Origin of the sequence: Mesorhizobium sp. DCY119 (assembly GCF_003590645.1) — a bacterium.
GTDB lineage: Bacteria > Pseudomonadota > Alphaproteobacteria > Rhizobiales > Rhizobiaceae > Mesorhizobium_M.
On sequence record NZ_CP031834.1, the window covers coordinates 2,427,503 to 2,449,884 of the forward strand.

Here is a 22,382-nt window from a genome sequence, read left to right on the forward strand (position 1 = left end):
GATCCAAGCCGATTGAGGAACCAACCGATGAACGCTCCTTTGACCAAAATCCGCCAGCTCGAATCCTACGTTGCCGGCGAATGGGTGCGCGGCGCCGGCAAGGCCGTCCCGCTGCTCGATGCGTCCACGGGTGAAGCCGTCGCCCAGATCGACGCCAGTGGCCTCGACATGAAAGCCGCTCTGCGCTTTGGCCGGGAAAACGGTTCGCCGGTATTGCGAAAGATGAGCTTTCACGAACGGGCGCTGATGCTGAAGGCGCTCGGGCAGGCGCTGATGGAGGCTAAGGAGGAATTCTATGCGCTCTCCACGGCTACCGGCGCGACGCGGACCGACAGCTGGATCGACATCGAGGGTGGCATCGGCACGCTGCTTTCCTATGCCTCAAAGGGGCGGCGCGAATTGCCCAACACACGCGTTCTGGTCGACGGGGACGCGGAATCGCTTTCGCGCGACAACAGCTTCTACGGACAGCATATTTTGACGCCGCTGGAAGGTGTCGCGGTCCATATCAACGCCTTCAATTTCCCCTGCTGGGGCATGCTCGAAAAACTTGCGCCGACGCTGCTGGCCGGCATGCCGGCAATCGTCAAGCCGGCCAGCCAGACTGCTTATCTGACCGAGCTGATGGTGCGTCGCATCATCGATACCGGCATTTTGCCGAAGGGAGCCCTGCAATTGATCAGCGGGTCGGTCGGCGATCTGCTCGACCACGTCGATTGCCAGGACGTCGTCACCTTCACCGGTTCGGCCGGCACCGGCCGCCGACTGCGCACGCATCCGTCGATCGTCGAGAACTCGGTGCGCTTCACCATGGAGGCCGACAGCCTCAATGCCGCGATCCTTGGCCCCGATGCGCTGGCCGGCACGGAGGAGTTCGATCTCTTCGTGAAGGAGGTGGCGCGGGAAATGACAGTCAAGGCCGGCCAGAAGTGCACGGCGATCCGTCGCGTCATTGCACCACGTGGCAGCGTCGAGGCGCTAGTCAAGGCGCTGGGCGACAGATTGTCCAAGACGGCGCTCGGCAATCCGGCGGGCGAGACGGTCAAGATGGGACCGCTCGCCAGTCTTGCGCAGCGCGAGGAAGTGCGCGCGCGTATCAAGGATTTGCAAGCCGATGCCGAGATCGTCGCCGGCGATCCCGACCGGCCCAGCATCGTTTCGGGCAATGCTGAGGAGGGCGCTTTCCTCAACCCCGTGCTGCTCTATTGCGACAGGCCGGATGTTGCCCAGGCAGTGCACGACGTCGAGGCTTTCGGCCCGGTCAGCACCATCATTCCTTACGATACGGCGGAAGAGGCGGCCGAACTGGCGCGGCGCGGCAAAGGCAGTCTCGTCGCCTCCGTCTTTACCAATGATGCCGTTTTCGCGCGCGATACAGTCGCGGCGCTCGCCCCCTGGCACGGCCGTATCATGATCGGCAACCGCGCCAGCGCAAAGTCGTCCACCGGGCATGGCTCGCCGCTGCCGATGCTGGTCCATGGCGGACCCGGCCGCGCCGGCGGCGGTGAGGAGCTCGGCGGCATGCGCTCCGTCAAGCATTACATGCAGCGCTCCGCCGTCCAGGCGGCTCCGTGGCTAATGTCGGAAGTCACCGGCCGCTGGGTTCCCGGCGCGAAGGTTCGCCAGGATGTGCATCCGTTCCGCAAGTCGCTGGCGGAACTGGAGATCGGCGATCAGCTCGTTACTGCCAGCCGCACCGTGACGCTTGAGGACATCGAGCATTTTGCCGCCTTCACCGGCGATACGTTCTACGCCCATATGGACGAGGCTGCGGCCAAGGCCAACCCATTCTTCGAGGGGCGCGTAGCTCACGGCTATCTCATCGTCTCCTTCGCGGCCGGCCTGTTCGTCGATCCGGCGCCGGGTCCGGTGCTTGCCAATTACGGTGTTGATAACCTGCGCTTCCTGACCCCTGTCAATCCGGGTGACACGCTGCAGGTGACGCTGACCGCCAAGCAGATCAACCCGCGCGAGACCGAGGAATATGGTGAGGTGCGCTGGGATTGCGTGGTAACAAACCAGGACGCCAGGGTGGTCGCGCAGTACGACGTTCTCACCATGGTGGCGAAGACCTGATGCCGTCGCATTTCAGCGGCCAGACCCGGTACCGGCCGGTCGCTGCGATGTTCACCGGTTTAGTGAGGTTACGCCGTTGAGGAAAAGCGTCGTCACCATGTCGGCATAGCCGTCACGGCTCAGGGCACCGCTCGGCTTGAACCAGATGTAGGTCCAGTTGAGGATGCCGAAGAGCGACATGGTCACCGGGGTCACGCCAGCGCGCTTCTTGCCCAGTTCAGGATTGATCTCGATCAGCACATCCGAAAAAGCCTTTACGATGCGGCGCTCCATCTGCTGCAACTCGACGCGCTGGGCCTCGGACAAAGATCCGGTGCCGTTGAGCAGAACCTGATGGAAGTTCGAAGCCGTGCGGTAGTTCTCGAGAACGCCGCCAATCAGATGGCGGAGCCTTTGCGGCGGATCCAGATCAGGACGATCGGCTTTCTGGATGGCGGCCTCAAGCTCGATCAGATGCGTGCGTCCGATGTCGAAGAGAAGCAGTTCCTTGCTGGGGTAATAGTGATAGAGCAGGGCCTTGGAAACGTTGTTTTCCTTGGCGATCTGCGCCATCGATGCGTGTTCCATGCCAAGCTTGGCGAACACTGCCGCAGCGCTGTCGAGAATGCTGCGCCGTTTGTCGTCGAAATCGGCGGCTCTCGTTCTCGCCATTTCCTGCTATCCCTTAAGCCTGTTGTCGACGACACGCTTTGCCTTGCCTGCTGACCGCTCGACCGAATCGGGATCGCCGACCTTTACCTTCGTGCTGACACCGACCACGCTTTTGATGTGGTGTGCAAGTTCTTTGGCCGAGTGCGCGCGGACATCTGAGCCAGTTGCATTCGGCATTGCCTCGACATGCACGATCATGTCGTCCATGCGGCCATTGCGCGTCAGTTCGATCTGGAAATGCGGTGCAAGCCCACTGCATTTCAGGATCTGCTCCTCGATCTGGGTCGGGAAGACATTCACGCCGCGCAGGATCATCATGTCGTCAGAGCGGCCGGTGATCTTTTCGATGCGTCGCATGGCGCGCGCGGTGCCGGGCAGCAAGCGGGTCAGGTCGCGCGTGCGATAGCGGATGATCGGCAATGCTTCCTTGGTCAGCGAGGTGAACACCAGTTCGCCCATCTCGCCGTCGGGCAATACTTCGCCAGTCTCCGGGTCGACGACTTCGGGATAGAAATGATCTTCCCAAACATGCAGGCCGTCCTTGGTTTCCATGCATTCGTTGGCGACGCCGGGGCCGATCACTTCCGACAGGCCATAAATGTCGACAGCGTGCATGTCGAAATCGCGCTCGATCTCCAGCCGCATCGCGTTGGTCCAGGGTTCGGCACCGAAGATGCCTACTGCCAGCGACGTGCTGCGCGGGTCGATGCCCAACTTGCGGTATTCGTCCAGGATCGACAGCATGTAGGACGGCGTCACCATGATAATGCGCGGCTTGAAATCCTGGATCAGCGTCACCTGGCGCTCGGTCATGCCACCCGAAATGGGTACCACCGTGCAGCCCAGTTTCTCGGCGCCGTAATGCGCGCCAAGGCCGCCGGTGAACAGGCCATAGCCATAGGCGATATGGCAGATGTCACCCGGTCGTCCGCCGGCCGCGCGGATCGAGCGCGCCACCACCGTTGCCCAGGTGTCGATATCGTTCCTGGTGTAGCCGACGACGGTCGGCTTGCCGGTGGTCCCTGACGATGCGTGGATGCGCGCCAGCTTTTCGCGCGGCACGGCGAACATGCCGAACGGGTAGGTGTCGCGCAGGTCCTTCTTCACCGTGAAGGGAAACTTCGACAGATCGGAAAGGGTCTTCAGGTCGTCCGGGTGAACGCCTGCCTCATCGAACCTTGCGCGGTAGTGCGGCGAGTTCTGGTAAGCGTGCGCTAATGTCGTCTTCAGCCGCTTCAACTGCAGCGCGGAAATTTCGTCGCGCGAGGCCATCTCGATCGGCTCAAGGTCACCCGGGCGGGGAGACAGGTCTTCCATTTAGTTCCTCCCAGAACTCGTGTTCGGCTTTACGCCGGTGTCGGCAGATGCGTACCTTTGACGGTTCGCGATTGACCGCGGAATTCCGCGACATGCTCGCCTTTCTGATTGATTATCCGAACATCGTAGATGCCGTCGCGGCCGCCGCGCGAAACCTCCTTCGCAGTGGCAGTCAGGCGGTCACCGAGATATGCGGGCGCGATGAAGGTGATATCGCAATGCCGCGCCACGGCGCGCTGGTTGTAGCTGTTGCAGGCGAAAGCAAAGGCCGAATCCGCCAGCGTGAACAGATAGCCGCCATGGCAGGTCTTGTGGCCGTTGGTCATGATGCCGGTCACGATGAACGAAACCGTCGCTTCGCCCGGGGCAACATGTTCCAGCACCATGCCGAGATGCTGCGAGGCGCTGTCGTCGCGCCACATCGCTGCGGCGGAAGCCGTCGCCAATGCCGCTGGATCGTCAAAGTCGACAGTCATTTGCCCTTGAACTCCGCCGGTCGCTTGTCGAGGAACGCTGCCACACCTTCGGCGTAGTCGGCGCTGCGGCCGGCCCTGCGCTGCAGGTCACGTTCGAGGTCAAGCTGTTGGTCAAGCGTGTTGGCGGCCGCGGCCTGTATGGCCTGTTTGATGAGGCCGAGCCCAAAGGTCGGCCCGGCGGCCAGGCGTTTCGCCAGGGCTGCCGCTTCCGGCATGAGTTGGTCGTCGTCGACGGCCTTCCAGATCATGCCCCAAGCCGCCGCGGTTTCTGCCGGCAGCGGCTCGGCGGTCAGTGCCAGTCCCTTGGCGCGGGCTTCACCCAGCAGGCGAGGCAGGCTCCATGTGCCGCCGGAGTCGGGCACCAGTCCGATCTTGGAAAAAGCCTGGATGAACTTGGCGGACTTCGCCGCAAGCACGATGTCGCAGGCGAGCGCGATGTTGGCGCCCGCGCCGGCGGCGACGCCGTTCACCGCACAGACGATCGGTTTGTCCAGGGCGCGGATGAGGCGCAGCAGCGGATTGTAGAAAGTCTCGATCGTATAGCCGAGGTCCGGCGCCTCGGTGGAATTGCGCGGATCGCGGTCGCCGAGATCCTGGCCGGCACAGAAAGCACGGCCGGCACCGGTCAGAAGAACCGCCCGCACCGTCGCTTCGTCACGTGCGCTTTCTATCGCGGCGCGCAGCGCGCGATGCATCTCTTCGTTGAAGGAATTCAGCTTGTCGGGACGGTTGAGCGTCAGCGTCATGACATCGTCCGCCACCGACGCCAGCAGCGTTTCGGATTGCATTGCGTGAATTCCTCCCAATTCCTCCGCTGAGAAAATCCATCAGGAAATCTCGGTAAGAAAGCTCTTGCATAATCCGACCGGTCGGTCAATAATAATTCGAAAGGGAGAAGGTGGACGTGCTTCTTACCCGCCGGAGGGGTGTGGTGCCGGGGCTGTCTGACATTTGGGAACACTTTGCCTTTGGTGCCTTGGCGGCGCCGGAGCGCGCATATTTCAACCTGGGAGGAATCTATGAAATCTGCTTTGAGCACTGCTGCCGTTGCTCTCGTGCTTGGCGTGGCATCGCCAGCACTTGCCGACATCAAGATCGGCGCGACCGTCTCGGAGACGGGGCCTGCCTCGTCACTGGGTGATCCGGAAGCCAAAACCCTGCGCATGCTGGTGGAGGAGATCAACGCTGCCGGCGGCGTGTTGGGCGAAAAGATCGACTTGATCGCCTATGATGATGCAGGCGACCCCAATAAGGCGCGCACCTTCGCCACGCGGCTGATCGAAGACGACGAGGTCGTCGCTATCATCGGTGGATCGACGACCGGCACGACGATGTCGATCATGCAGGTGGTGGCCGACGCCGAGATTCCCTTCATCTCGCTCGCCGGCGCCGTCGAGATCGTCGATCCGGTGCAGTCCTGGACTTTCAAGACGCCGCATACCGACCGCATGGCCTGCGCCAAGATCTTCGAGAACATGAAGGCCGGCGGCATCACCAAGATCGGCATGATCTCCGGCTCTGACGGTTTCGGCGCGTCGATGCACAAGCAGTGCCTGCAGGTCATCGGCGACTACGGCATCGAAGTTCTCATCGACGAGACCTATGGCCCGACCGACGCCGACATGACACCCCAGCTCACCAACATTCGCGGCAAGGAGGGCGTGCAGGCGATCCTCAATGCCGGTTTTGGGCAGGGGCCTGCGATTGTCACGCGCAACTATGGTCAGCTCGGCATCAAGACGCCGCTTTACCAGTCGCATGGCGTGGCCTCCAAGGCCTTCATCGAGCTCGCCGGTCCCGCCTCGAACGGCGTGAAGCTGCCGGGGACGGCCATTCTCATCGCCAATCTGCTCAAGCAGGACGATCCGCAGTATGGCGTCGTGACCGCCTACAAGAAGGCTTACGAGGAAAAGGCAGGCTCAGCGCCATCGACCTTCGGCGGCTATGCCCATGATGCGCTGCGGCTGCTGGTCGATGCCATCGGCCGAGCCGGCAAGGCAGAACCGCAGGCGATCCGCGACGCCATCGAGCAGACCAAGGGTTATGTCGGCGTCACCGGCGTGGTCAACATGTCGCCCACCGATCACCTCGGCCTCGATCTCACCGCCTTCCGCATGCTGGAGATCAAGGACGGCGGCTGGGCGCTGGCCCAGTAATCCTGCCCAAGATAATCGGCGCGGCATAGCAGTCGCGCCTCCTGCCTCACGACAGTGGAAGGAGTCGCGGTGACGGAGTTGCTGCAATACGTGCTGTCAGGCGTGACGGTAGGCGCGGTCTACGCGCTCGTCGCGCTCGGCTTCACCATCATCTACAACGCCTCGCATGTGGTGAACTTCGCCCAGGGCGAATTCGTCATGCTAGGCGGCATGGTCACCTTCTTTGCCTGGCAGGCAGGCCTGCCGCTGCCGCTCGCGGCGGCGCTGGCCATTGTCGCCGCGGCCGCCGTCGGCGTGGCGCTCAACAAGTTCGCGGTGGAGCGAGCCCGTGGCGCGCCGGTGGTCAGCCTGATCATCATCACCATCGGTGCCTCCATCTTCCTGCGCGGCGGCGCTCAGCTCGTCTTCGACAAACAGCTGCACCGCTTTCCGTCTTTCAGCGGCGATGAACCCATCACCGTCGGCGGCGCCACGATCCTGCCGCAGGGCCTGTGGGTAATCGCGGGCGCGGCGATGGTCTTCGCCTCGCTCTACGTCTTCTTTACCCGCACGCTGACCGGCAAGGCGATCCTCGCTACCGCAAACAACCGCGTTGCCGCCCGGCTGGTCGGCATCAACACCGACTACATGATGACGCTCTCCTTCGCGCTGTCGGCTGCCATCGGCGCGCTGGCCGGGGTGTTGATGACCCCGATTACGCTGACCAGCTACGACCTCGGCGTTGCCTATGCATTGAAGGGGTTTGCGGCCGCCATGCTGGGTGGAATGGGCGTGCCGGCGGGCGCGCTTGTCGGCGGCTTGCTGCTTGGGCTGATCGAGGCGATGACGGCAGGCTATGTCAGCTCGGTCTACAAGGACGCCGTCGCCTTCATCGTCATCCTCGCGGTGCTGTTCGCCATGCCGCAAGGCCTGTTTGGCGGCAAATCGACCGACCGGGTGTGACGATGCGGCTCTCCTCCAAACATCTCACCCTGCTTGTCCTGCTGGCCATCATCCTGCTTGCGCCTCTCGGCTTCCCGTCCAACTTCTACTACCGCATCGGCTCGTTGATCTTCGTCAACGGCCTGGCTGTAACGGGTCTCGTCATCCTGATCGGCTTTGCCGGCCAGATCAGCCTCGGCCATGCCGGTTTTGCCGGCATAGGCGCTTATGCCTGCGCGCTCGGTCCGCAATATCTCGGTCTGCATCCGGCATTTGCCATGCTGCTCGGAACCGCGCTGAGTGCTGCGCTCGCCTGGCTGATCGGCCGCCCCATCCTGCGCCTGCAAGGCTACTACCTTGCCGTCGCGACGCTGGGCTTCGGCATTCTTGTCTCCATGGTGCTCGCCAACGAAGCGTCGATCACCGGCGGGCCGGATGGCCACGAAGTGCCCGAGCTTGGCCTGAGGAAGCTGATCGAAACGATCGGCATCCACCTTTCCAATGCCCAGTTCTGGTACGCGTTCAGCGGATTGTTTCTGCTCGCCGGGACCTGGCTTGCGCTGAACCTCTACGACAGCCCGTCCGGGCGTGCATTGCGGGCATTGCACGATTCCGAGATCGCGGCGCGCACGGTCGGTGTCGATGTCGCGCGCTACAAGCTCTTCGCCTTCGTGCTGTCTGCCGTCTATGCGTCGCTGTCCGGCTCGCTGCTCGCGCTGATGAACAAGTTCATCACGCCCGATGCTGCCGGTTTCCTGCACTCGGTCGAACTCGTCACCATGACTGTGTTGGGTGGTGCTGGTTCCGTGCCCGGCGCGGTGGCGGGTGCGGCGCTGCTCACCATGCTGCCGCAGGTTCTCACGGTGCTGCAGGATTATGAACACATGATCCTCGGCCTCATCATGATGCTGGTGATGATCTTCCTGCCGGCAGGGTTGGTGCCGAGCATGTCGCGGCTGTTGCGGGGGAGGGCGTGATGCCGCTGCTTACCGTCGAAGGTCTCGGCATCGATTTCGGCGGCCTGCGCGCCGTCAACGACGTCGGCTTCCAGGTCGAGCCGGGCGAGATCGTTGCCGTCATCGGCCCCAATGGCGCCGGCAAGACGACGCTGTTCAATATGATCAGCGGAGCCTACCGGCCGGCGCGCGGCACGGTCACGCTCGATGGCGAAGCAGTGACGGGCATGGCTCCGCATCTGCTCGCTCGGCGCGGCATGTCGCGCACCTTCCAGAACCTGCAGATATTCCAGAACATGACGGTGCTGGAAAACGCCATGTCCGGTTGCCACCTGAAGGAGCGCGGCAATTTGCTGGCCGACCTGTTCGCCATGCCAGGCTCGCGCCGGCGCACGGCCGAGACCCGCGCCGCTGCCATGCAGCTCCTGGAACGGGTGGGGCTCGCCCGCGCGGCGGACAAGGATGCATCGTCGCTTTCTTACGGTGCTCTGAAGCGGCTGGAGATCGCCCGGGCGCTGGCGCTGGAGCCGCGCATCCTTTTGCTGGATGAGCCCGCGGCCGGCTGCAACGCCGTGGAAACGCAGGAGATCGATCATCTCATCGCCGACGTAGCCAAGTCCGGGGTCGCCATCCTGCTTGTCGAACACGACATGAAACTGGTGATGCGCATCTCCAACCACATCGTCGTGCTCGACCGCGGGGAGAAGATCGCGGCAGGCAAACCCGAGCAGGTCGCGCGCGATCCCAAGGTGATCGAAGCCTATCTCGGCGTGCAGGCCACGGAGGATGCCGGCCATGCTCTCGGTTGAAAATCTGCGCTCGCGCTACGGGCGCATCGAAGTGCTGCACGGCGTCGATCTCGATGTGCGTTCGGGCGAAATCGTCACGGTGGTAGGCGCCAACGGCGCGGGCAAGACTACGCTCCTGCGCTGCATCTCCGGCGTGCAGCCGATCACCGGCGGCGCAATGGTTTTCCGAGGCGAACCGCTGCAGGCGGTTCCGGCACATCGCCGCGTTGCACTTGGCCTGTCGCAATCGCCGGAAGGACGGCAGATATTCACCAATCTCAGCGTCGAGGAGAACCTGCGCCTTGGCGCCTATCTGTTTTCCGATGCTCGGGTTGAGAAGGATATGGCGGAGGCCTTCGCTCTGTTCCCCATCCTGAAGGAGAAGCGCAACCTCGCCGCTGGTGGACTTTCGGGTGGCCAGCAGCAGATGCTGGCGATTACGCGCGCGCTGATGGCGCGACCTGCCTGCCTGTTGCTCGATGAGCCCAGCATGGGCTTGGCTCCCATCCTGGTCGCTCAGATTCTCGACGTGGTGAAGAACCTCAAGGAGTTGGGCATAACGGTGCTGCTGGTCGAGCAGAACGCCTATGCGGCGCTGCAGGTCGCCGACCGCGGTTATGTCATGGAAACCGGCCGCATCACCATGTCGGGCTCGGCCGAGGAGCTGATCGCGGATGAGCGCATCCGCGCCGCCTATCTGGGAGTGTAGCATCCGCCATCGTTCGTGGCGCAGCCGGTTCGATATCAGCCGAGGCTTCCCGCGAAGCGTTCCGCCAGCCGATCATTGCGAAACGCCTCGGCAATGAAATCGACGAAGACCCGTGTCTTGGCCGGCAGCTGCCTGCGGCTTGCGTAGTAGATCGATATTGGTCCGCTGTCGGCGTACCATTGCGGCAGCAGGCGGACGAGCGCACCGCGCTCGAGATGCGGCAGCGCGTGGGGGACTGCGATCAATGTCACGCCGAGACCGAGCAGTGCCGCCCGGCACATCGCCTCGGGATCATCGAATATGATCGTTTCCTTCAGGGTCGCCTGGATTTCCGTGCCCGCGGCATTTCGCATGATGCGATCACGGGTTCGTCCTGTCCGTGTGGAGCGCATGACAATGCCGTCGAAGACGGCCAGATCCGAGGGGTCGGCAGGCTGTTTCCTGCCTCTCATATAGGCTGGCGACGCGACTGCGATGATGTGCAAGGGCGCGAGCGTGCGTGTCACCAAGCCTGGCGTCAAGTCAATGCCGCCGCCGATCGCGGCGTCATATCCCTCGGCGACCAGATCGACTTGTCTGGCCTCGAACCGCCAGTCCGGGCGAATATTGGGATAGCGCGCGAGGAAGGTGGGCAGCGTCGGCAGGATATAATCTGCGCCAAACGTCAGCCCCATGCTGACCTTGAGGACACCGGCGGGCTCACCACGATCTGTCGCAGCGTCGGCGATCGCTGCCTGCAGCCCCTCCAGATGATCCTGCACCGTGAGCAGGAAGCGCTCTCCGGCCTCGGTCAGGGTCAACTTGCGCGTCGTTCGCTGAAACAGCCGGATGCCGAGATTGCGCTCCAGCATCGCCACGTTGCGGCTGACCGCAGCCGGCGTCAGGGAAAGCCTGCGCGCGGCAACCGAGAAGCTGCTGGCCTCCGCGCTTCGGACGAAGGATTCGAGGTTGGCAAGTGTCTCCATGAGCGTTCTTTCAAGTGATGCTTGTAAGAATTGAAACTGATTACCGTCTATTCATAGGTCAATAAAAGACCGACAGCTAGGGGCAGACAACGCAGCGCCAAACCGGAGACAACGCTCATGGCCAGCCAGTCCAATGCCCCCAAGAACGGCCTCAAGGCCTTGCTGACACCGGAAGAGTCGGTGCTGGTACTGATCGACCATCAGCCGTTCCAGTTCGCCAATCTGCACAGCCATGAACCCACGATGATCGTGAACAATGTCATCGCGCTGGCAAAGACGGCAAAGATCTTCGGCGTGCCGACGATTCTGACGACCGTCCTTGAGGACCGTGGCGGCAAGCTCATCAAGGGCCTGCAAGACGTCTTCCCCGATCAGAAGCCAATCGACCGCACCTTCATCAATACCTGGGAAGATGCGCGTGTCGTCGATGCCGTGAAGAAGACGGGTCGCAAGAAGATCATCATGGCCGCGCTCTGGTCGGAGATCTGTCTCGCCATGCCGGCCATCCAGGCAGCGGGCGAAGGCTACGAGGTCTATGCGGTCACAGATGCGTCAGGCGGTGTAAGCGTGGAGGCGCACGACATGGCCGTGCGCCGCATGGTTATGGCCGGTGTCGTTCCAATCACGTGGATGGCTGTGGCCGGCGAGCTGCAGCGCGACTGGGCTCGCGAAGAGACCGCCAGGATGGGTGGCGAGATATTTCTTGAGCATGGCGGCGGCACCGGCATCGCGCTCGCCTGGGAACTGCAACTGCTCGGTCAGAATGCCGGCGGCGGAGCATAAGCGGCTGTCGCCAATCTCTTCTCACGGATGCAACAACTCGGTGCCGCACCAATCGTCTGACGTCGATCGTTTGTACGTTCGGTCGCCACCGCTAACTCTGAAAGGAATAGCAAATGACCATTGGCATTATCGGCTCGGGTGCGATTGGCACCGCGTTCGCCCGAACGCTCGCTCGGGCGGGGCTCGAAGCCACGATCTCAAACAGCCGCGGTGCGGATTCGCTTGAAGGTCTGGTCCGCGAAATTGGGCCGTCCATCAAGGCTGGCAGCCGCGAGGAAGCGGCACGCGCCGACATTGTCTTCGTGGCGGTGAACTGGACGAAGCTCCCGGCAGCGGTGGGGGGCCTTCCAGACTGGAAAGGGCGCATTGTGATCGATGCCAACAATCCGATCGAGGCGCCGCTGTTCAAGCCAGCAGACCTCGGCGGCCGTGTATCAAGCGAGGTATTTGCTGATCTGGTGCCCGGAGCCCGCGTCGTAAAGGCATTCAATCATCTCCGCGCAGAGTTGCTTGCCACTGATCCACGTTCTGACGGCGGACGGCGCGTACTTTTCTATTCCGGCAACGACACCACGGCCAAGGCAGAGGTAGCTTCACTAATCGAGCAGATCGGTTTCGTTGGGATCGATCTTGGCTCGCTGGCTGTCGGCGGCAAGCTCGCTCAATTTCCCGGCGGCCCACTGCCGAACCTGAATCTCGTCAAGATCGGTTGAGTCTCTCCGCCGTTGTCGCGGATGGCCTAACTCCCAAGGCGGAGCGAGCTTGTCTCAATGTGTAGTAAGCAGCCTTTGAACAAGCTCGGTGCGATTATGCGCATGCAGCTTCTGGCAGAGGCTGCCGATATGGTCCTTGACCGTATAGGCCGATATTCCGAGCGCTCTTGCGATCTCCTTGTTGGACTGGCCGTGGCACAGAAGCAGCGCCACTTCGCGCGAGCGCGTCGGCAGCTGATTCAGGGCCGAGGCGCGGGTGAGCGATGCGTATTCGCCGTGTGAGGCCGTGCCGGATTGCGAGATCCAGGAGGGCGGAGCGCCGTTGAGTCGGCCTGTCTCGACCATCGTGGTAAGCGCGAGCGACCCGGCCCGGCAAAGGATCTGCATGCTGTCAACGGCCGGTGACTCATAGGCTCCGATCTCGCCCTGGTTGGCCGTGTAGACGACACCGACCACGCGGTTATCGACACGAAGCGGCCCTGCCATGCAATGCATGAACCCCCAGCGCCGCAGCAGCTCGAAATTGTTGCAGCTTTGCCAGCCTGCGGCGCCGACGAGCGTCGAGCCGTCCACCGGCTGTCCCTTTTCGCAGATATAGGCCAGCAGCGGATCGTATTTGTCGAATTCGGCGCTGTACTCCTGGATGAACCCATCCGGCGCATGCTTGCTGTAGAACAGATAGGGCTTGTCCCGGTCGAGCAGATAGAGGCCTACCGTCGGCGACCCGATCAGCCGGCCGATCTCGCGGTGGCAGGCGTCGCCGAGCGCTTCCAGCGAACGGCTGGCGGCAACGTTGAGCGCGGCATCGCTGACCGCGCCCGCCGAGTAGTCCGCTATCGTGGCCGGGGACCGGCGCATCTGTCATTCCTCCTTTTGCCCGCGCCCATTCTGGGCTTGTCGGACACGGCAAGGCTCGCCACCCTCAGCGAGCATCCTGTTTGCCGGACAAGGAGTTTCCAGCAAAAGCAGGAAAAAGCAAGCGGGTGCGTGCGATCCGCGACGGTCAGCCGTCGACGCCGAACACGCCCCATTTTGCGTCCGCCCCGACAGCGCCGAGATAGACGCGCCCGCATTCCTGGACGATCTCGTCAGCCATCAAAATGTGCTGCGTTCCCGAATGGATGTCGCGGTAGAAGCGCTGCATGATGCCGTTGTGCAGAGAAGCGCCCCGTGCCGCGCGGTGGGCGAAGGTGCCGACATCCGATATCACGTCATGCACATGGCGCATCGCCAGCTTCACGTCGGCGATTTGTTCAAGTGAAGCTTCGCCGCCTTCTGCGAATGTTTCGGCCATGCTCGTCCATGCCTGATAGGCGAAGGCGCGGGCCGAGCGAAAGCGCGCCTCGGCGCGGGCGAATTCATATTTGAACGTCGTACTTTCGTTCATCTTGCCGAAGGCATCGACGCGCTTGGCGGCAAGCTTGGCCAATTCGTCCAGCATGCGCCGGCCGACGCCCAGCGCCCATGTCGTATGGCCCCATGCCGTATAGCCGACCAGTCCGAGGCTGCCCTGAGGACCGCCGCGCTTGGCATTGCCCTCGTTGAGACCGTAGCAGAGGTGATGCGGCACAAAGAGCTCGTCGGCGTCTTTCAAAGTGTAATCAAAGCTGCCGGTGGCGCGCAGGCCAAGCACGTCCCAATTGCCTTTCAGCTCGATCGTGGCGCGCGGGTGATGGGTGACGACGACTTCCGGCTGGCCGTTCGGCTGCATCACCATGGTCTTGCCGGTCGCGTCGGTGACGAAACAGCCGGAATGGATCCACTCGGCATGCTGGATGCCGCTGCCATAGGCCCAGTGGCCGCGGATCATGTAGCCGCCTTCGACAGGCCGCGCATAGCCGCGCGGCACGCCATTCCCGGCGACCATGACGTCGGGCCCATGCGCAAAGATATCGCTGGCGCCCTTGTCGGAAACGAACAGCGACATCACCCCGCCGACGGCGTTGTTGACGATGACGCACCATCCCGCCGAACCATGCGCCCAGGCGACACGCTCGCCGAGCCGCATGGCGTCGACATGGGAAAGCTCCGCGCCGCCGACTTCCTTCGGCATCATCATGCTGTAGAGCCCGGCATCCTGCAGAAGCTTGAACGTGCCGTCGGCAAGCCGGTTCAGTTGCTCGCTTTCTTCCGCCGCCGCCTCGATTGCCGGCAGGATGCTTTCGACACGCGCCGTCATTTCGGCAAGCGACGGTTTGGCGGCTTGTTTGAGATTGGCAACAGGCATGTTCACGGGCTCCACCCTTGTCTTTCGGTTATCGGGCCAGGCTCAGCGGCCAGGTTCTTCCTCGTGCAGTGTTCCAACGGGGCGGGGGGCCAGCAACCCCCCCAACTGGGGGGATTGTGCGCCTCGCCGTACACTTGAAAGATGCCGGTCGACGGGAATTGAAGCGCGGCCCGCACAAGAACCAAGAGCCGGCTGCGCTGATCTGGGAGTATCGTATTGATGGCTGGCATCAGAGTCATCGGCTTCTGCGGCAACACGCAGAGGCCGTCGAAAACGCGCGCGCTTGTCGAAGCCGTTTCCACCAATCTGCACAAACGCCATGGCATCGACGTCGATATCTTCGATCTCGTCGATGCCGGCGACGGGCTGGGCGCGTATTCGCCGGCCGGACTGAGCGGTCGCGCCAAGGCGATCGTCGATGCGATCGAGAGCGCCGATGCCCTCATCGTCGGCAGCCCGGTCTACAAGGGCTCCTATACCGGCCTGTTCAAGCATGTCTTCGATCTGGTTCAGCCGACCGCACTGATCAATCGCCCGGTGCTGCTCACCGCCACCGGCGGCGGCGCACGCCATTGCCTCGTCGTCGAGCATCAGCTCCGGCCGCTGTTCGGCTTTTTCGAGGCCTGCACCATCCCGACCGCCATCTATGCCAGCGAAGCGGACTTTTCCGACGGCGTGCCCGCAAGTCCCCTGGTGCTTCAGCGGATCGCCGCGGCGGTCGATCAACTTGCGAGCCTGGTCGGGCGTCCCGACTGCGTCGCGGCTGAATAGCAAGGAGTTTCCCAGGATGAACCAGGCAATCGTCTCCAGATCCGCGCCAGCAATGAGCGGCTTCGAGCGCGCCGAGTATGATATCGGCGGCGTCCGCACCGTCGTCCACAGCATCGGCAAGGGCAAGCCCTTGGTGTTTCTTCACGGTGCGGGCACTTTTCCCGGCTTCGAATTCGCCCACCTGCTTGCCGCCGATGCGCGCGTGATCATTCCCTACCATCCCGGTTTCGGCGAATCCGCCGACGGCGAGCACATCGCATCGATCGACGACCATGTGCTGCATTATGCCGACCTGTTCGATCGCCTCGGCCTCGCAGACTTCGACCTTGCCGGCTTCTCGTTCGGCGGCTGGATCGCCGCCGAATATGCCGCGCGCATGAGCAGCAGCCTGCGCCGGCTGGCACTGGTGGCGCCGGCCGGGCTGGTGGTGCGCGCGCATCCTGCGCCGGACCTTTCGACTGTCGCGCCGCAGGATTTGCCGGGCTATCTAACGCATGATCCGCAAGTGGCGATCGGCTATTTCCCGAAGGCACCCGATCCGGCCTTCGACCAGTCGCTTGGCCGCGAAATGATGGCATTCGGCAAGCTTCTCGGCGACGAGCCGCAAGGCAACCCCAATCTTGAACGCTGGCTGCATCGCATCAGCGTTCCGACCCTTTTGCTTTGGGGCAGCGAGGACCGCATGCGCCCGGCAGCCCAGGCGTCCGCCTGGCTCAAGCGACTTCCAAACGCGCGGCTCGAACTGGTGGCAGATGCAGGCCATCTCCTGTTCGAGGAAAAGCCGACGACCGCCGTCGCAATCCTTCGCGACTTCCTCGCCGCATGAAGACCACCGAACCGACATATCTCGAAAAGGACAGATCAATGATTGTGATGCAGGCCGGCGTGACCAAAAGCGAGGAAGCCTATGACGGTGCCAAATGGAGCATTCTTGGCCAGACCTACACGCTGAAACAACAGTCGGATGCTTCGATGGCCTGGCATGCGATCCTGCCGCCCGGCACCTTCGTGCCGCCGCACACTCATCCGACGCAGGACGAGTTCATCTCGGTCTTCGAAGGTCGTCTCGACCTCTGGCTGAACGGCAAGGAAGTCATCGCCAACGCCGGCGATCTCATCCGCCTGCCGATGGGCGAGCCGCACGGCATCTTCAACAAATCCTCCGGTACGGTCAGCAGCCTGTTCTGGGTTTCGCCGACGCGGGCGCTGCGCGGCCTTTTCGAACGCATTCATAATGTCGGCGATCCGGCCGAAGTGGTGCGCATCGCCGCCGAGCACGAGGTCGACTTCCTGCCGCCTCCGGCCTGAAGACATCCATGCCTTTCCCGTTCGCTGCGATTGCGGTGCGCGGGAACCGGGTATGGCCCGGCAATCATGAACGCCGCAAAGGCGCATCAATTCGCGAAAATGAATTTCCGAACAGGGGAACGGACGATGAATTGGGACACGATTTCTGAAACGGACAGATCACGCATAAAACGCTGGCAATTCGGCATGCTGGCGCTGGCACTGATATGCGAGATCTTTCTCGCCGCGGACTGGTACGCCTTTGCGGCGGTCATTCCCTTCATCTCCGAGACACTGCAACTCGATCCGGCTCAAGCCGGCCTGGCGCAGGGCATCTTCGCGTTGACATACGGCCTCGGCATGATCGCGTGGTCGCAGGTCAGCCGCAGCATGAGCGCCCGCAACATGCTCCTGATCGGCCTTGCCGGCACCGGCCTCGGCATGGTGCTGCAAGTCTATGTCCAGAGCTATGGCCAGTTGATCGCGCTCCGGCTTTTCATCGGCTTCTTCGATGCGGCGATCTTCCTCGGCAACATGAAGCTGGTCATCGGCTGGTTCCCGCAGGCGCGGCGCGGTAGCATCGTCGGCATGATCCTGGCTGCCTACAGCCTTGCCATAACGCTCGATTTCGCGCTCGGCATTCCGCTTACCATCGCCTATGGCTGGCGCACATTCTTTGCCCTGCTCGCCGGCGGAACACTGCTTGTCGCGCTTGCAATCGTGTTGTTCGGTCGCAATGGGCCGGCCGAGATCGGCGTGCGTGGTTTTGCCTGGGAAGAGCCGCTGCCACGTGGTGCGTCGATCCCGCTCAGCGCCATCTTCCGCTCGCGGTGGATTTTGGTCGGGGGTCTCGGCATCGCCGCCTGTACACTCGCCATTGCCGGCACGGCGACCTGGGTGGTGCCGGCCTACATAGCGGTCCAGAACATGCCGGTGGAGGATGCCGCCCTGGTTGGGACGCTCATGGGCCTGTCGCAGGTGGTGTTCCTCGTCATCGGCGGCTATGTCGCCGATCGCATCGGCAAGGCCTTCATGATCAAGTTCGGCACGGTGCTGGCGCTGCTGACTGCAATCGCCTTCACGGTAGCCACCATCTATCCGATGGATTTCGGCTGGCTCCTGCTCTTCGCCGGTCTTAGTGGCATTGCCGTCTTCGGCGGCGGCGCGATCTTCTCGCTGCTCAGCGAGAAATATCCGGACGAACTGGCAACCGCCGCCGTCGGTTATGCCGAGGTCTTCGGCGTCGTGTCGAGCTTCCTGTCGCCATGGATGATGGGTCTGGTGATCCGCGCCTCAGGCGGTTCCTTCACGGAGGCGTTCGTAGCGTTCGCGGTCGTTGAGGCGATCTTCCTTGTCGTCCTCGTTATCCTGGCGCGGGAGAATGTCGGGCGGGCAGGGGTCGTTGCTCCGGTCGCGACCAACTGACGGTCAGCAGGATCGCTTTTATCTCCCCTTGCTTTCGAGAGTCCGGGCGCCCGCTAAAGCAGCAAATCGCTGACGGCAGCGCCCGGCGGTCGAGCGCCGACCATCATGCCGCATCGATCTTCTCGACAGCGGCCATCACACCGCGAAGCTCGGCCAAGCCACGAAGACGCCCGATTACCGGATAGCCGGGATGGGTTTTTCGCGATGCATCGTCGATCAATTCATGACCGTGATCAGGGCGCATCGGAATATTCCAGTCCCTGCGTCCTTCGGCCCTGCGGCGTCTGCACTCGGCCATGAGCACGCGCACCAGCGCTACCATGTCGGTGTCGCCGCCGAGATGATCGGCCTCCATGAAGGAGCCGTCGGCTTCCTTGGCGACGTTGCGCAGGTGGGCGAAGTGGATTTTGTCGGCGAAGCGCCTTGCGATCGCCGGCACGTCGTTAGCCGGGTTCGCACCGAGCGAGCCGGAGCACAATGTCAGCCCGTTCGATGGAGATGGCACCGCCGACAGGATGAAGTCGATGTCATCGGCGTTGGAGACGATGCGGTCGAGGCCGAACAGCGGTCGCGGCGGATCGTCCGGATGCACGCAAAGTCGCACGCCCACCTCTTCCGCGGTTGGGACCACCTCGCGCAGGAAGCGGACGTAATTGGCTTGAAGGTCGGTCCGCGACACGTCTCTGTAGCGCTCCAGCATGGCGCGCAGGCCCGGCACGTCGTAGCGATCATAGGCGCCCGGCAGACCAGCCATGATGTTGGCCAGCAACTTTTCCCTGTCGCTTTCCGAAGACCTCTGGAACCAGCTCCGCGCCCGGTTGAGAGTGGTCTCGTCGTGCTCGTCCTCCGTGCCCGGCCGTTTCAGCATGTAGCAGTCGAAGGCCGCATATTCGTGGATATTGAAGCGCAGAGCAGTGCCGCCGCCGGGAAGAGGGGCATCCAGTTGCGTGCGGGTCCAGTCGAGGATCGGCATGAAGTTATAGCAGACCACCTCGATGCCGCACGCGGCAAGATTGCGCAGCGACTGGCGATAAGCATCGAAGATCGGCTCCAACCCGTCGCCGCCAAGCTTGATGCTCTCATGCACCGGCAGGCTTTCCACCACGCGCCATTTCAGGCCCAGCGAGGCTTCGGCCTCGATGATTGCCTGCCGCTTGCGAATTTCCTCGACAGTCCAGACATGTCCGTAAGGAATATGGTGCAGCGCGGTGACGATGCCGCGCGCGCCTGCCTGGCGCACGTGCTTGAGTTCGCAGGCGTCATCTGGGCCGAACCAGCGCCAGGTTTCTTCCATTTCATAAGCTCCGATCGGGCATGTTGTCAGTTTTTGGCGTGGTCACCCACCGGACGATTACGAAACAGCGCGCCCGTCGGCATCGAAGAAGTGCAGATTGTCCTTATCTGCAATCAATCCAATGCTGGTGCCGATCGGCGGCATGTCCCGCTTGTCATCGACGATAAGGCAGGTCTGCCCACCGGGTAGTTCGACATGCATCAGCGTCACGGCCCCTGTGTATTCGTTGAGCGTCACGGTGGCGGACAGCGCGTCGGTCGTTGGCTCGACGACGCGAAGATGCTCGGGCCGTACGCCGACCGAAACCGCATTGGCGGGCAGGGCATGCGTCGGGGATACGAGCTTTGCTTCCGCGGCCGGCAGCAGGTTCATCCTCGGGCTGCCGATGAACTGCGCGACGAAGACATTGTTCGGCTTCTCGTAGAGGTCACGCGGCGAGCCGATCTGTTCGACCTTGCCGTCACGCAGCACCACGATCTTGTCGGCCAGCGTCATCGCTTCGATCTGGTCATGTGTCACGTAGATCATCGTGGTCTTCAGGCGGTGGTGCAGCGCCGCGATCTCGGAACGCATATGGACGCGCAGCTCCGCGTCGAGGTTCGACAACGGCTCGTCGAACAGGAAGACATCCGGGCTGCCGACGATGGCACGCCCAATGGCGACGCGCTGTCGCTGGCCGCCCGACAGCTGGCGAGGATAGCGGTCGAGCAAGGCTTCGAGCTTCAGTGTTGCGGCAGCTTCTCTCACGCGCCGGTCGCGCTCGTCGGCTGGAACTTTGCGAACCTTCAGGCCGAATCCCATATTGTCGCGCACATTGAGGTGCGGGTAGAGCGCGTAGGACTGGAACACCATGCCGACGCCGCGCTTTGCCGCCTGAACGTCGTTCATCCGCCGCCCGCCGATATGGAGTTCTCCGCCGGTGACATCCTCGAGCCCGGATATCATGCGCAACAGGGTAGATTTGCCGCAACCGGATGGCCCGACGAACACGGCGAACTCGCCTTCGTTGACCGTCAGGTCGACGCCCTTGATGATTTCCGTCGCGCCGAAATGCTTGCGAATATCTTTCAGGACTACATCAGCCATTCATATTCCTCGTCAGCCTTTGACGCCGGAAAGCGCAAAGCTTTCCGTGATCTGGCGTTGGGCAATCAGGTAAACGATCAGGATCGGCAGGACTGCGAGCGTGGTCGCCGCCAGTTGCAGGTTCCACAGCGGCAGTCCGTAGCTGTCGTTGAAGTTGGAGAGTGCCAGCGGCAGCGTGAACATCTGCAGCGAACTCAGGAAGATCAGTGGCTCGAGGAACAGGTTCCACGAGAACAGGAAGGTGATGATGGCGACGGCCGCCAGCGCCGGGCGCGACATCGGCAGGGCGATGCGCCACCAGATGCCGATGCGCGAAAGCCCGTCCATCCGTCCGGCATCCTCAAGCTCCCTCGGCAGCGCCAGGAAATACTGGCGCATGAGGAAGGTCGCCATGACGCCGTGCGGTCCGAATGTCGGCAGCAGGATCAACGGCCAGTGCGTGTCGATCAGGCCGAGCGAGCGGATGAGGAAGAAGTTGGGAATGATGGTCACCTCCTCGGGCACCATCAGCGCCGAAACGAGGAACAGCATCAGCAGGCCCGCGCCAGCGAAGCGCATCCGGGCCAGCGCATAACCGGCGAGCGAGGAGATGATCAGCGTCAGCACCGTCACTGCAATCGCGATGTAGAGCGAGTTGAAATACTGCCGGGCGAAGGGCTGATAGGTGAACACCTCGATGAAGTTCTCATAGCGCCAGACGCGCGGCAGCAGCGACGGCGTGCCGAATATCTCGGTCGTGCTCTTGAAGCCGGCCGAGACCATCCAGAGAAACGGAAAGACGAAGGGGATCGCCACGATCAGCAGCGCCAGCGTCCAGCATGTGCGGTAGACAATGTCGATCTGGCGCCGGGTCATTGCGTGCCCCTGCGACGTATCCGAACCTGGATGAGGGTAAGCGCCATGACAATCACGAACATGATCATCGCCAGTGCGGCGGCGTAGCCGACGTTGAAGAATTTGAAACCCTGCTGGTAGATGTAGAAGGCCAGCACCAGCGTGCCGTTCTCCGGCCCGCCGCCCGTCATCTGGTAGATGTGGTCGAACACCTTGAACGATCCGATCGTCGTGATCACCAGAATCACCAGCGTGGTCGGAGCCAGAAGCGGCCAGATGACCATGGTGAAGATCTGCCAGCGGGACGCGCCTTCGAGACGCGCGGCCTCCTCGTAGTCGCGCGGCACGGCCTGGAGTGCTGCGATGTAGAGGATCATGTTCAGGCCGACCATCTTGATGACACGCGTAACGATGACCGCGGCCATCGCCCAGTTCGGTTCACGCAGCCAGTTCGGGCCGGTTATGCCGACGAGCGCCAGCATCTGGTTGATCACGCCGCCTTCGCCCTGCAGCAGGAACTTCCATACGATCGCCCAGGCGATCGCCGACGTGATGACAGGCGCAAAGAAAACGGTACGGAAAAAGACGACGCCGAAGAATGGCCGCGACAGCGCCAGTGCGAGCGTCAGGGCAAGGGCCATATTGAGAGGCACGAGACCGATAGCAAACACGACGGAATTGCGGACGACGTGCCAGAAGTCAGGGTTTTTGAACAGCGCGTCGTTGAAATTGTCCAGCCCGACGAACGTGGCCTTCTGTGACAGGAGGTTCCACTCGGTCATCGAGAAATAGACGACCGCGACAAGTGGGCCGAGGAAGAAGATAAGGAAGCCGATGACGGTCGGGCTGACGAAGAGCCATGCCTCGAGCATCTCCCGGGTCTTCAAGGTCAGCCACGGCGCGCGATCGTCGCGCGTCGTGGTTTCTGGGCGGGAAATATCCATCAT

The 22,382-nt window shown here is 62.5% G+C and carries 23 protein-coding genes; 12 read left to right on the forward strand and 11 right to left on the reverse strand.

The genetic code is table 11. The features are described 5' to 3' along the window. The first annotated feature begins 27 nt into the window (after positions 1-27). Positions 28-2,076, forward strand: coding sequence for a phenylacetic acid degradation bifunctional protein PaaZ (gene paaZ, locus DZG07_RS11700; RefSeq protein WP_119817199.1), 2,049 nt, complete (start codon positions 28-30; stop codon positions 2,074-2,076). Positions 2,077-2,127: 51 nt separating this feature from the next. Here the strand turns inward: paaZ and DZG07_RS11705 are convergent, their stop codons facing one another. Genes DZG07_RS11705 through paaG form a run of 4 tightly spaced genes read right to left on the reverse strand, consistent with a single transcriptional unit; the run spans position 2,128 to position 5,308 of the window. Further along, positions 2,128-2,727, reverse strand: coding sequence for a TetR/AcrR family transcriptional regulator (locus DZG07_RS11705; RefSeq protein WP_119817201.1), 600 nt, complete (start codon positions 2,725-2,727; stop codon positions 2,128-2,130). A 6-nt stretch (positions 2,728-2,733) separates the two neighbouring features. After that, positions 2,734-4,044: a phenylacetate--CoA ligase PaaK gene (paaK, locus tag DZG07_RS11710; protein WP_119817204.1), complete on the reverse strand. Its 1,311-nt coding sequence runs from the start codon at positions 4,042-4,044 to the stop codon at positions 2,734-2,736. A gap of 29 nt (positions 4,045-4,073) precedes the next feature. Further along, entirely contained in the window at positions 4,074-4,520 is a 447-nt protein-coding gene (gene paaI, locus DZG07_RS11715; RefSeq protein ID WP_119817206.1) for a hydroxyphenylacetyl-CoA thioesterase PaaI, read from the reverse strand. Next, positions 4,517-5,308, reverse strand: coding sequence for a 2-(1,2-epoxy-1,2-dihydrophenyl)acetyl-CoA isomerase PaaG (gene paaG / locus DZG07_RS11720; protein ID WP_119817208.1), 792 nt, complete (start codon positions 5,306-5,308; stop codon positions 4,517-4,519). Before paaG ends, paaI begins: the two co-directional genes overlap by 4 nt. Positions 5,309-5,539: 231 nt before the next feature. Between paaG and DZG07_RS11725 the strand changes: the two genes are divergently transcribed. The 5 genes from DZG07_RS11725 (at position 5,540) to DZG07_RS11745 (ending at position 10,050) form a co-directional block, all read left to right on the forward strand. Then, a complete protein-coding gene (locus DZG07_RS11725; RefSeq protein ID WP_119817211.1) occupies positions 5,540-6,676 on the forward strand; it encodes an ABC transporter substrate-binding protein in 1,137 nt (378 codons plus the stop codon). A gap of 69 nt (positions 6,677-6,745) precedes the next feature. Further along, a complete protein-coding gene (locus tag DZG07_RS11730; protein WP_119817214.1) occupies positions 6,746-7,618 on the forward strand; it encodes a branched-chain amino acid ABC transporter permease in 873 nt (290 codons plus the stop codon). 2 nt (positions 7,619-7,620) lie between these two features. Further along, positions 7,621-8,574: a branched-chain amino acid ABC transporter permease gene (locus DZG07_RS11735; RefSeq protein WP_119817216.1), complete on the forward strand. Its 954-nt coding sequence runs from the start codon at positions 7,621-7,623 to the stop codon at positions 8,572-8,574. Further along, complete coding sequence (locus tag DZG07_RS11740) at positions 8,574-9,362, forward strand: ABC transporter ATP-binding protein (RefSeq protein WP_119817219.1); 789 nt, start codon at positions 8,574-8,576, stop codon at positions 9,360-9,362. Before DZG07_RS11735 ends, DZG07_RS11740 begins: the two co-directional genes overlap by 1 nt. After that, entirely contained in the window at positions 9,349-10,050 is a 702-nt protein-coding gene (locus DZG07_RS11745; RefSeq protein WP_119821647.1) for an ABC transporter ATP-binding protein, read from the forward strand. Before DZG07_RS11740 ends, DZG07_RS11745 begins: the two co-directional genes overlap by 14 nt. A gap of 35 nt (positions 10,051-10,085) precedes the next feature. On the opposite strand, the gene DZG07_RS11750 is transcribed toward DZG07_RS11745, so the two are convergent. After that, positions 10,086-11,015 carry a LysR family transcriptional regulator gene (locus DZG07_RS11750; RefSeq protein WP_119817222.1) on the reverse strand — a complete coding sequence of 310 codons (930 nt, stop codon included), beginning with the start codon at positions 11,013-11,015 and terminating at the stop codon, positions 10,086-10,088. Between the two features lie 117 nt (positions 11,016-11,132). On the opposite strand from DZG07_RS11750, the gene DZG07_RS11755 reads away from it, so the two are divergent. Both DZG07_RS11755 and DZG07_RS11760 read left to right on the forward strand, forming a co-directional pair. Next, a complete protein-coding gene (locus DZG07_RS11755) occupies positions 11,133-11,798 on the forward strand; it encodes a hydrolase (RefSeq protein ID WP_119817225.1) in 666 nt (221 codons plus the stop codon). 113 nt (positions 11,799-11,911) lie between these two features. Continuing rightward, positions 11,912-12,511, forward strand: coding sequence for an NAD(P)-binding domain-containing protein (locus DZG07_RS11760; RefSeq protein ID WP_119817228.1), 600 nt, complete (start codon positions 11,912-11,914; stop codon positions 12,509-12,511). Between the two features lie 54 nt (positions 12,512-12,565). Here the strand turns inward: DZG07_RS11760 and DZG07_RS11765 are convergent, their stop codons facing one another. Both DZG07_RS11765 and DZG07_RS11770 read right to left on the reverse strand, forming a co-directional pair. After that, positions 12,566-13,369, reverse strand: coding sequence for a LuxR C-terminal-related transcriptional regulator (locus DZG07_RS11765; protein ID WP_091912526.1), 804 nt, complete (start codon positions 13,367-13,369; stop codon positions 12,566-12,568). 145 nt (positions 13,370-13,514) lie between these two features. Beyond that, the gene (locus DZG07_RS11770; RefSeq protein WP_119817230.1) at positions 13,515-14,738 is read right to left on the reverse strand and encodes an acyl-CoA dehydrogenase family protein; all 1,224 of its coding nucleotides are present in this window, start codon (positions 14,736-14,738) and stop codon (positions 13,515-13,517) included. Between the two features lie 219 nt (positions 14,739-14,957). Here DZG07_RS11770 and msuE point away from each other — a divergent pair, with 219 nt between their 5' ends. The 4 genes from msuE (at position 14,958) to DZG07_RS11790 (ending at position 18,221) form a co-directional block, all read left to right on the forward strand. Beyond that, entirely contained in the window at positions 14,958-15,509 is a 552-nt protein-coding gene (msuE, locus tag DZG07_RS11775) for an FMN reductase (RefSeq protein WP_091912528.1), read from the forward strand. 16 nt (positions 15,510-15,525) lie between these two features. Next, entirely contained in the window at positions 15,526-16,335 is an 810-nt protein-coding gene (locus tag DZG07_RS11780) for an alpha/beta hydrolase (protein WP_119817233.1), read from the forward strand. A gap of 38 nt (positions 16,336-16,373) precedes the next feature. Further along, the gene (locus DZG07_RS11785) at positions 16,374-16,817 is read left to right on the forward strand and encodes a cupin domain-containing protein (protein WP_119821649.1); all 444 of its coding nucleotides are present in this window, start codon (positions 16,374-16,376) and stop codon (positions 16,815-16,817) included. A gap of 126 nt (positions 16,818-16,943) precedes the next feature. Then, positions 16,944-18,221 carry an MFS transporter gene (locus DZG07_RS11790; RefSeq protein ID WP_091912852.1) on the forward strand — a complete coding sequence of 426 codons (1,278 nt, stop codon included), beginning with the start codon at positions 16,944-16,946 and terminating at the stop codon, positions 18,219-18,221. 103 nt (positions 18,222-18,324) lie between these two features. Here DZG07_RS11790 and uxuA read toward each other — a convergent pair whose 3' ends face one another. From uxuA to DZG07_RS11810, 4 genes are read right to left on the reverse strand one after another with little or no spacing between them, the layout of a single operon-like run. Further along, positions 18,325-19,515 carry a mannonate dehydratase gene (gene uxuA, locus DZG07_RS11795; protein WP_119817236.1) on the reverse strand — a complete coding sequence of 397 codons (1,191 nt, stop codon included), beginning with the start codon at positions 19,513-19,515 and terminating at the stop codon, positions 18,325-18,327. A 57-nt stretch (positions 19,516-19,572) separates the two neighbouring features. Next, positions 19,573-20,601 carry a sn-glycerol-3-phosphate ABC transporter ATP-binding protein UgpC gene (gene ugpC / locus DZG07_RS11800; RefSeq protein ID WP_119817239.1) on the reverse strand — a complete coding sequence of 343 codons (1,029 nt, stop codon included), beginning with the start codon at positions 20,599-20,601 and terminating at the stop codon, positions 19,573-19,575. 12 nt (positions 20,602-20,613) lie between these two features. Further along, positions 20,614-21,456 carry a carbohydrate ABC transporter permease gene (locus DZG07_RS11805; RefSeq protein WP_091912539.1) on the reverse strand — a complete coding sequence of 281 codons (843 nt, stop codon included), beginning with the start codon at positions 21,454-21,456 and terminating at the stop codon, positions 20,614-20,616. Beyond that, complete coding sequence (locus tag DZG07_RS11810; protein WP_119821651.1) at positions 21,453-22,379, reverse strand: sugar ABC transporter permease; 927 nt, start codon at positions 22,377-22,379, stop codon at positions 21,453-21,455. The genes DZG07_RS11805 and DZG07_RS11810 overlap by 4 nt, the downstream gene beginning before the upstream one ends. Positions 22,380-22,382: the final 3 nt, after the last annotated feature.

Bases quoted from the DNA above. Each gene is read 5' to 3' on its own strand.
- paaZ (WP_119817199.1), top strand. From the start codon at position 28: ATGAACGCTCCTTTGACCAAAATCCGCCAGCTCGAATCCTACGTTGCC.
- DZG07_RS11705 (WP_119817201.1), bottom strand. From the start codon at position 2,727: ATGGCGAGAACGAGAGCCGCCGATTTCGACGACAAACGGCGCAGCATT.
- paaK (WP_119817204.1), bottom strand. From the start codon at position 4,044: ATGGAAGACCTGTCTCCCCGCCCGGGTGACCTTGAGCCGATCGAGATG.
- paaI (WP_119817206.1), bottom strand. From the start codon at position 4,520: ATGACTGTCGACTTTGACGATCCAGCGGCATTGGCGACGGCTTCCGCC.
- paaG (WP_119817208.1), bottom strand. From the start codon at position 5,308: ATGCAATCCGAAACGCTGCTGGCGTCGGTGGCGGACGATGTCATGACG.
- DZG07_RS11725 (WP_119817211.1), top strand. From the start codon at position 5,540: ATGAAATCTGCTTTGAGCACTGCTGCCGTTGCTCTCGTGCTTGGCGTG.
- DZG07_RS11735 (WP_119817216.1), top strand. From the start codon at position 7,621: ATGCGGCTCTCCTCCAAACATCTCACCCTGCTTGTCCTGCTGGCCATC.
- DZG07_RS11740 (WP_119817219.1), top strand. From the start codon at position 8,574: ATGCCGCTGCTTACCGTCGAAGGTCTCGGCATCGATTTCGGCGGCCTG.
- DZG07_RS11745 (WP_119821647.1), top strand. From the start codon at position 9,349: ATGCTCTCGGTTGAAAATCTGCGCTCGCGCTACGGGCGCATCGAAGTG.
- DZG07_RS11750 (WP_119817222.1), bottom strand. From the start codon at position 11,015: ATGGAGACACTTGCCAACCTCGAATCCTTCGTCCGAAGCGCGGAGGCC.
- DZG07_RS11755 (WP_119817225.1), top strand. From the start codon at position 11,133: ATGGCCAGCCAGTCCAATGCCCCCAAGAACGGCCTCAAGGCCTTGCTG.
- DZG07_RS11760 (WP_119817228.1), top strand. From the start codon at position 11,912: ATGACCATTGGCATTATCGGCTCGGGTGCGATTGGCACCGCGTTCGCC.
- DZG07_RS11765 (WP_091912526.1), bottom strand. From the start codon at position 13,369: ATGCGCCGGTCCCCGGCCACGATAGCGGACTACTCGGCGGGCGCGGTC.
- DZG07_RS11770 (WP_119817230.1), bottom strand. From the start codon at position 14,738: ATGCCTGTTGCCAATCTCAAACAAGCCGCCAAACCGTCGCTTGCCGAA.
- msuE (WP_091912528.1), top strand. From the start codon at position 14,958: ATGGCTGGCATCAGAGTCATCGGCTTCTGCGGCAACACGCAGAGGCCG.
- DZG07_RS11780 (WP_119817233.1), top strand. From the start codon at position 15,526: ATGAACCAGGCAATCGTCTCCAGATCCGCGCCAGCAATGAGCGGCTTC.
- DZG07_RS11785 (WP_119821649.1), top strand. From the start codon at position 16,374: ATGATTGTGATGCAGGCCGGCGTGACCAAAAGCGAGGAAGCCTATGAC.
- DZG07_RS11790 (WP_091912852.1), top strand. From the start codon at position 16,944: ATGAATTGGGACACGATTTCTGAAACGGACAGATCACGCATAAAACGC.
- uxuA (WP_119817236.1), bottom strand. From the start codon at position 19,515: ATGGAAGAAACCTGGCGCTGGTTCGGCCCAGATGACGCCTGCGAACTC.
- ugpC (WP_119817239.1), bottom strand. From the start codon at position 20,601: ATGGCTGATGTAGTCCTGAAAGATATTCGCAAGCATTTCGGCGCGACG.
- DZG07_RS11805 (WP_091912539.1), bottom strand. From the start codon at position 21,456: ATGACCCGGCGCCAGATCGACATTGTCTACCGCACATGCTGGACGCTG.
- DZG07_RS11810 (WP_119821651.1), bottom strand. From the start codon at position 22,379: ATGGATATTTCCCGCCCAGAAACCACGACGCGCGACGATCGCGCGCCG.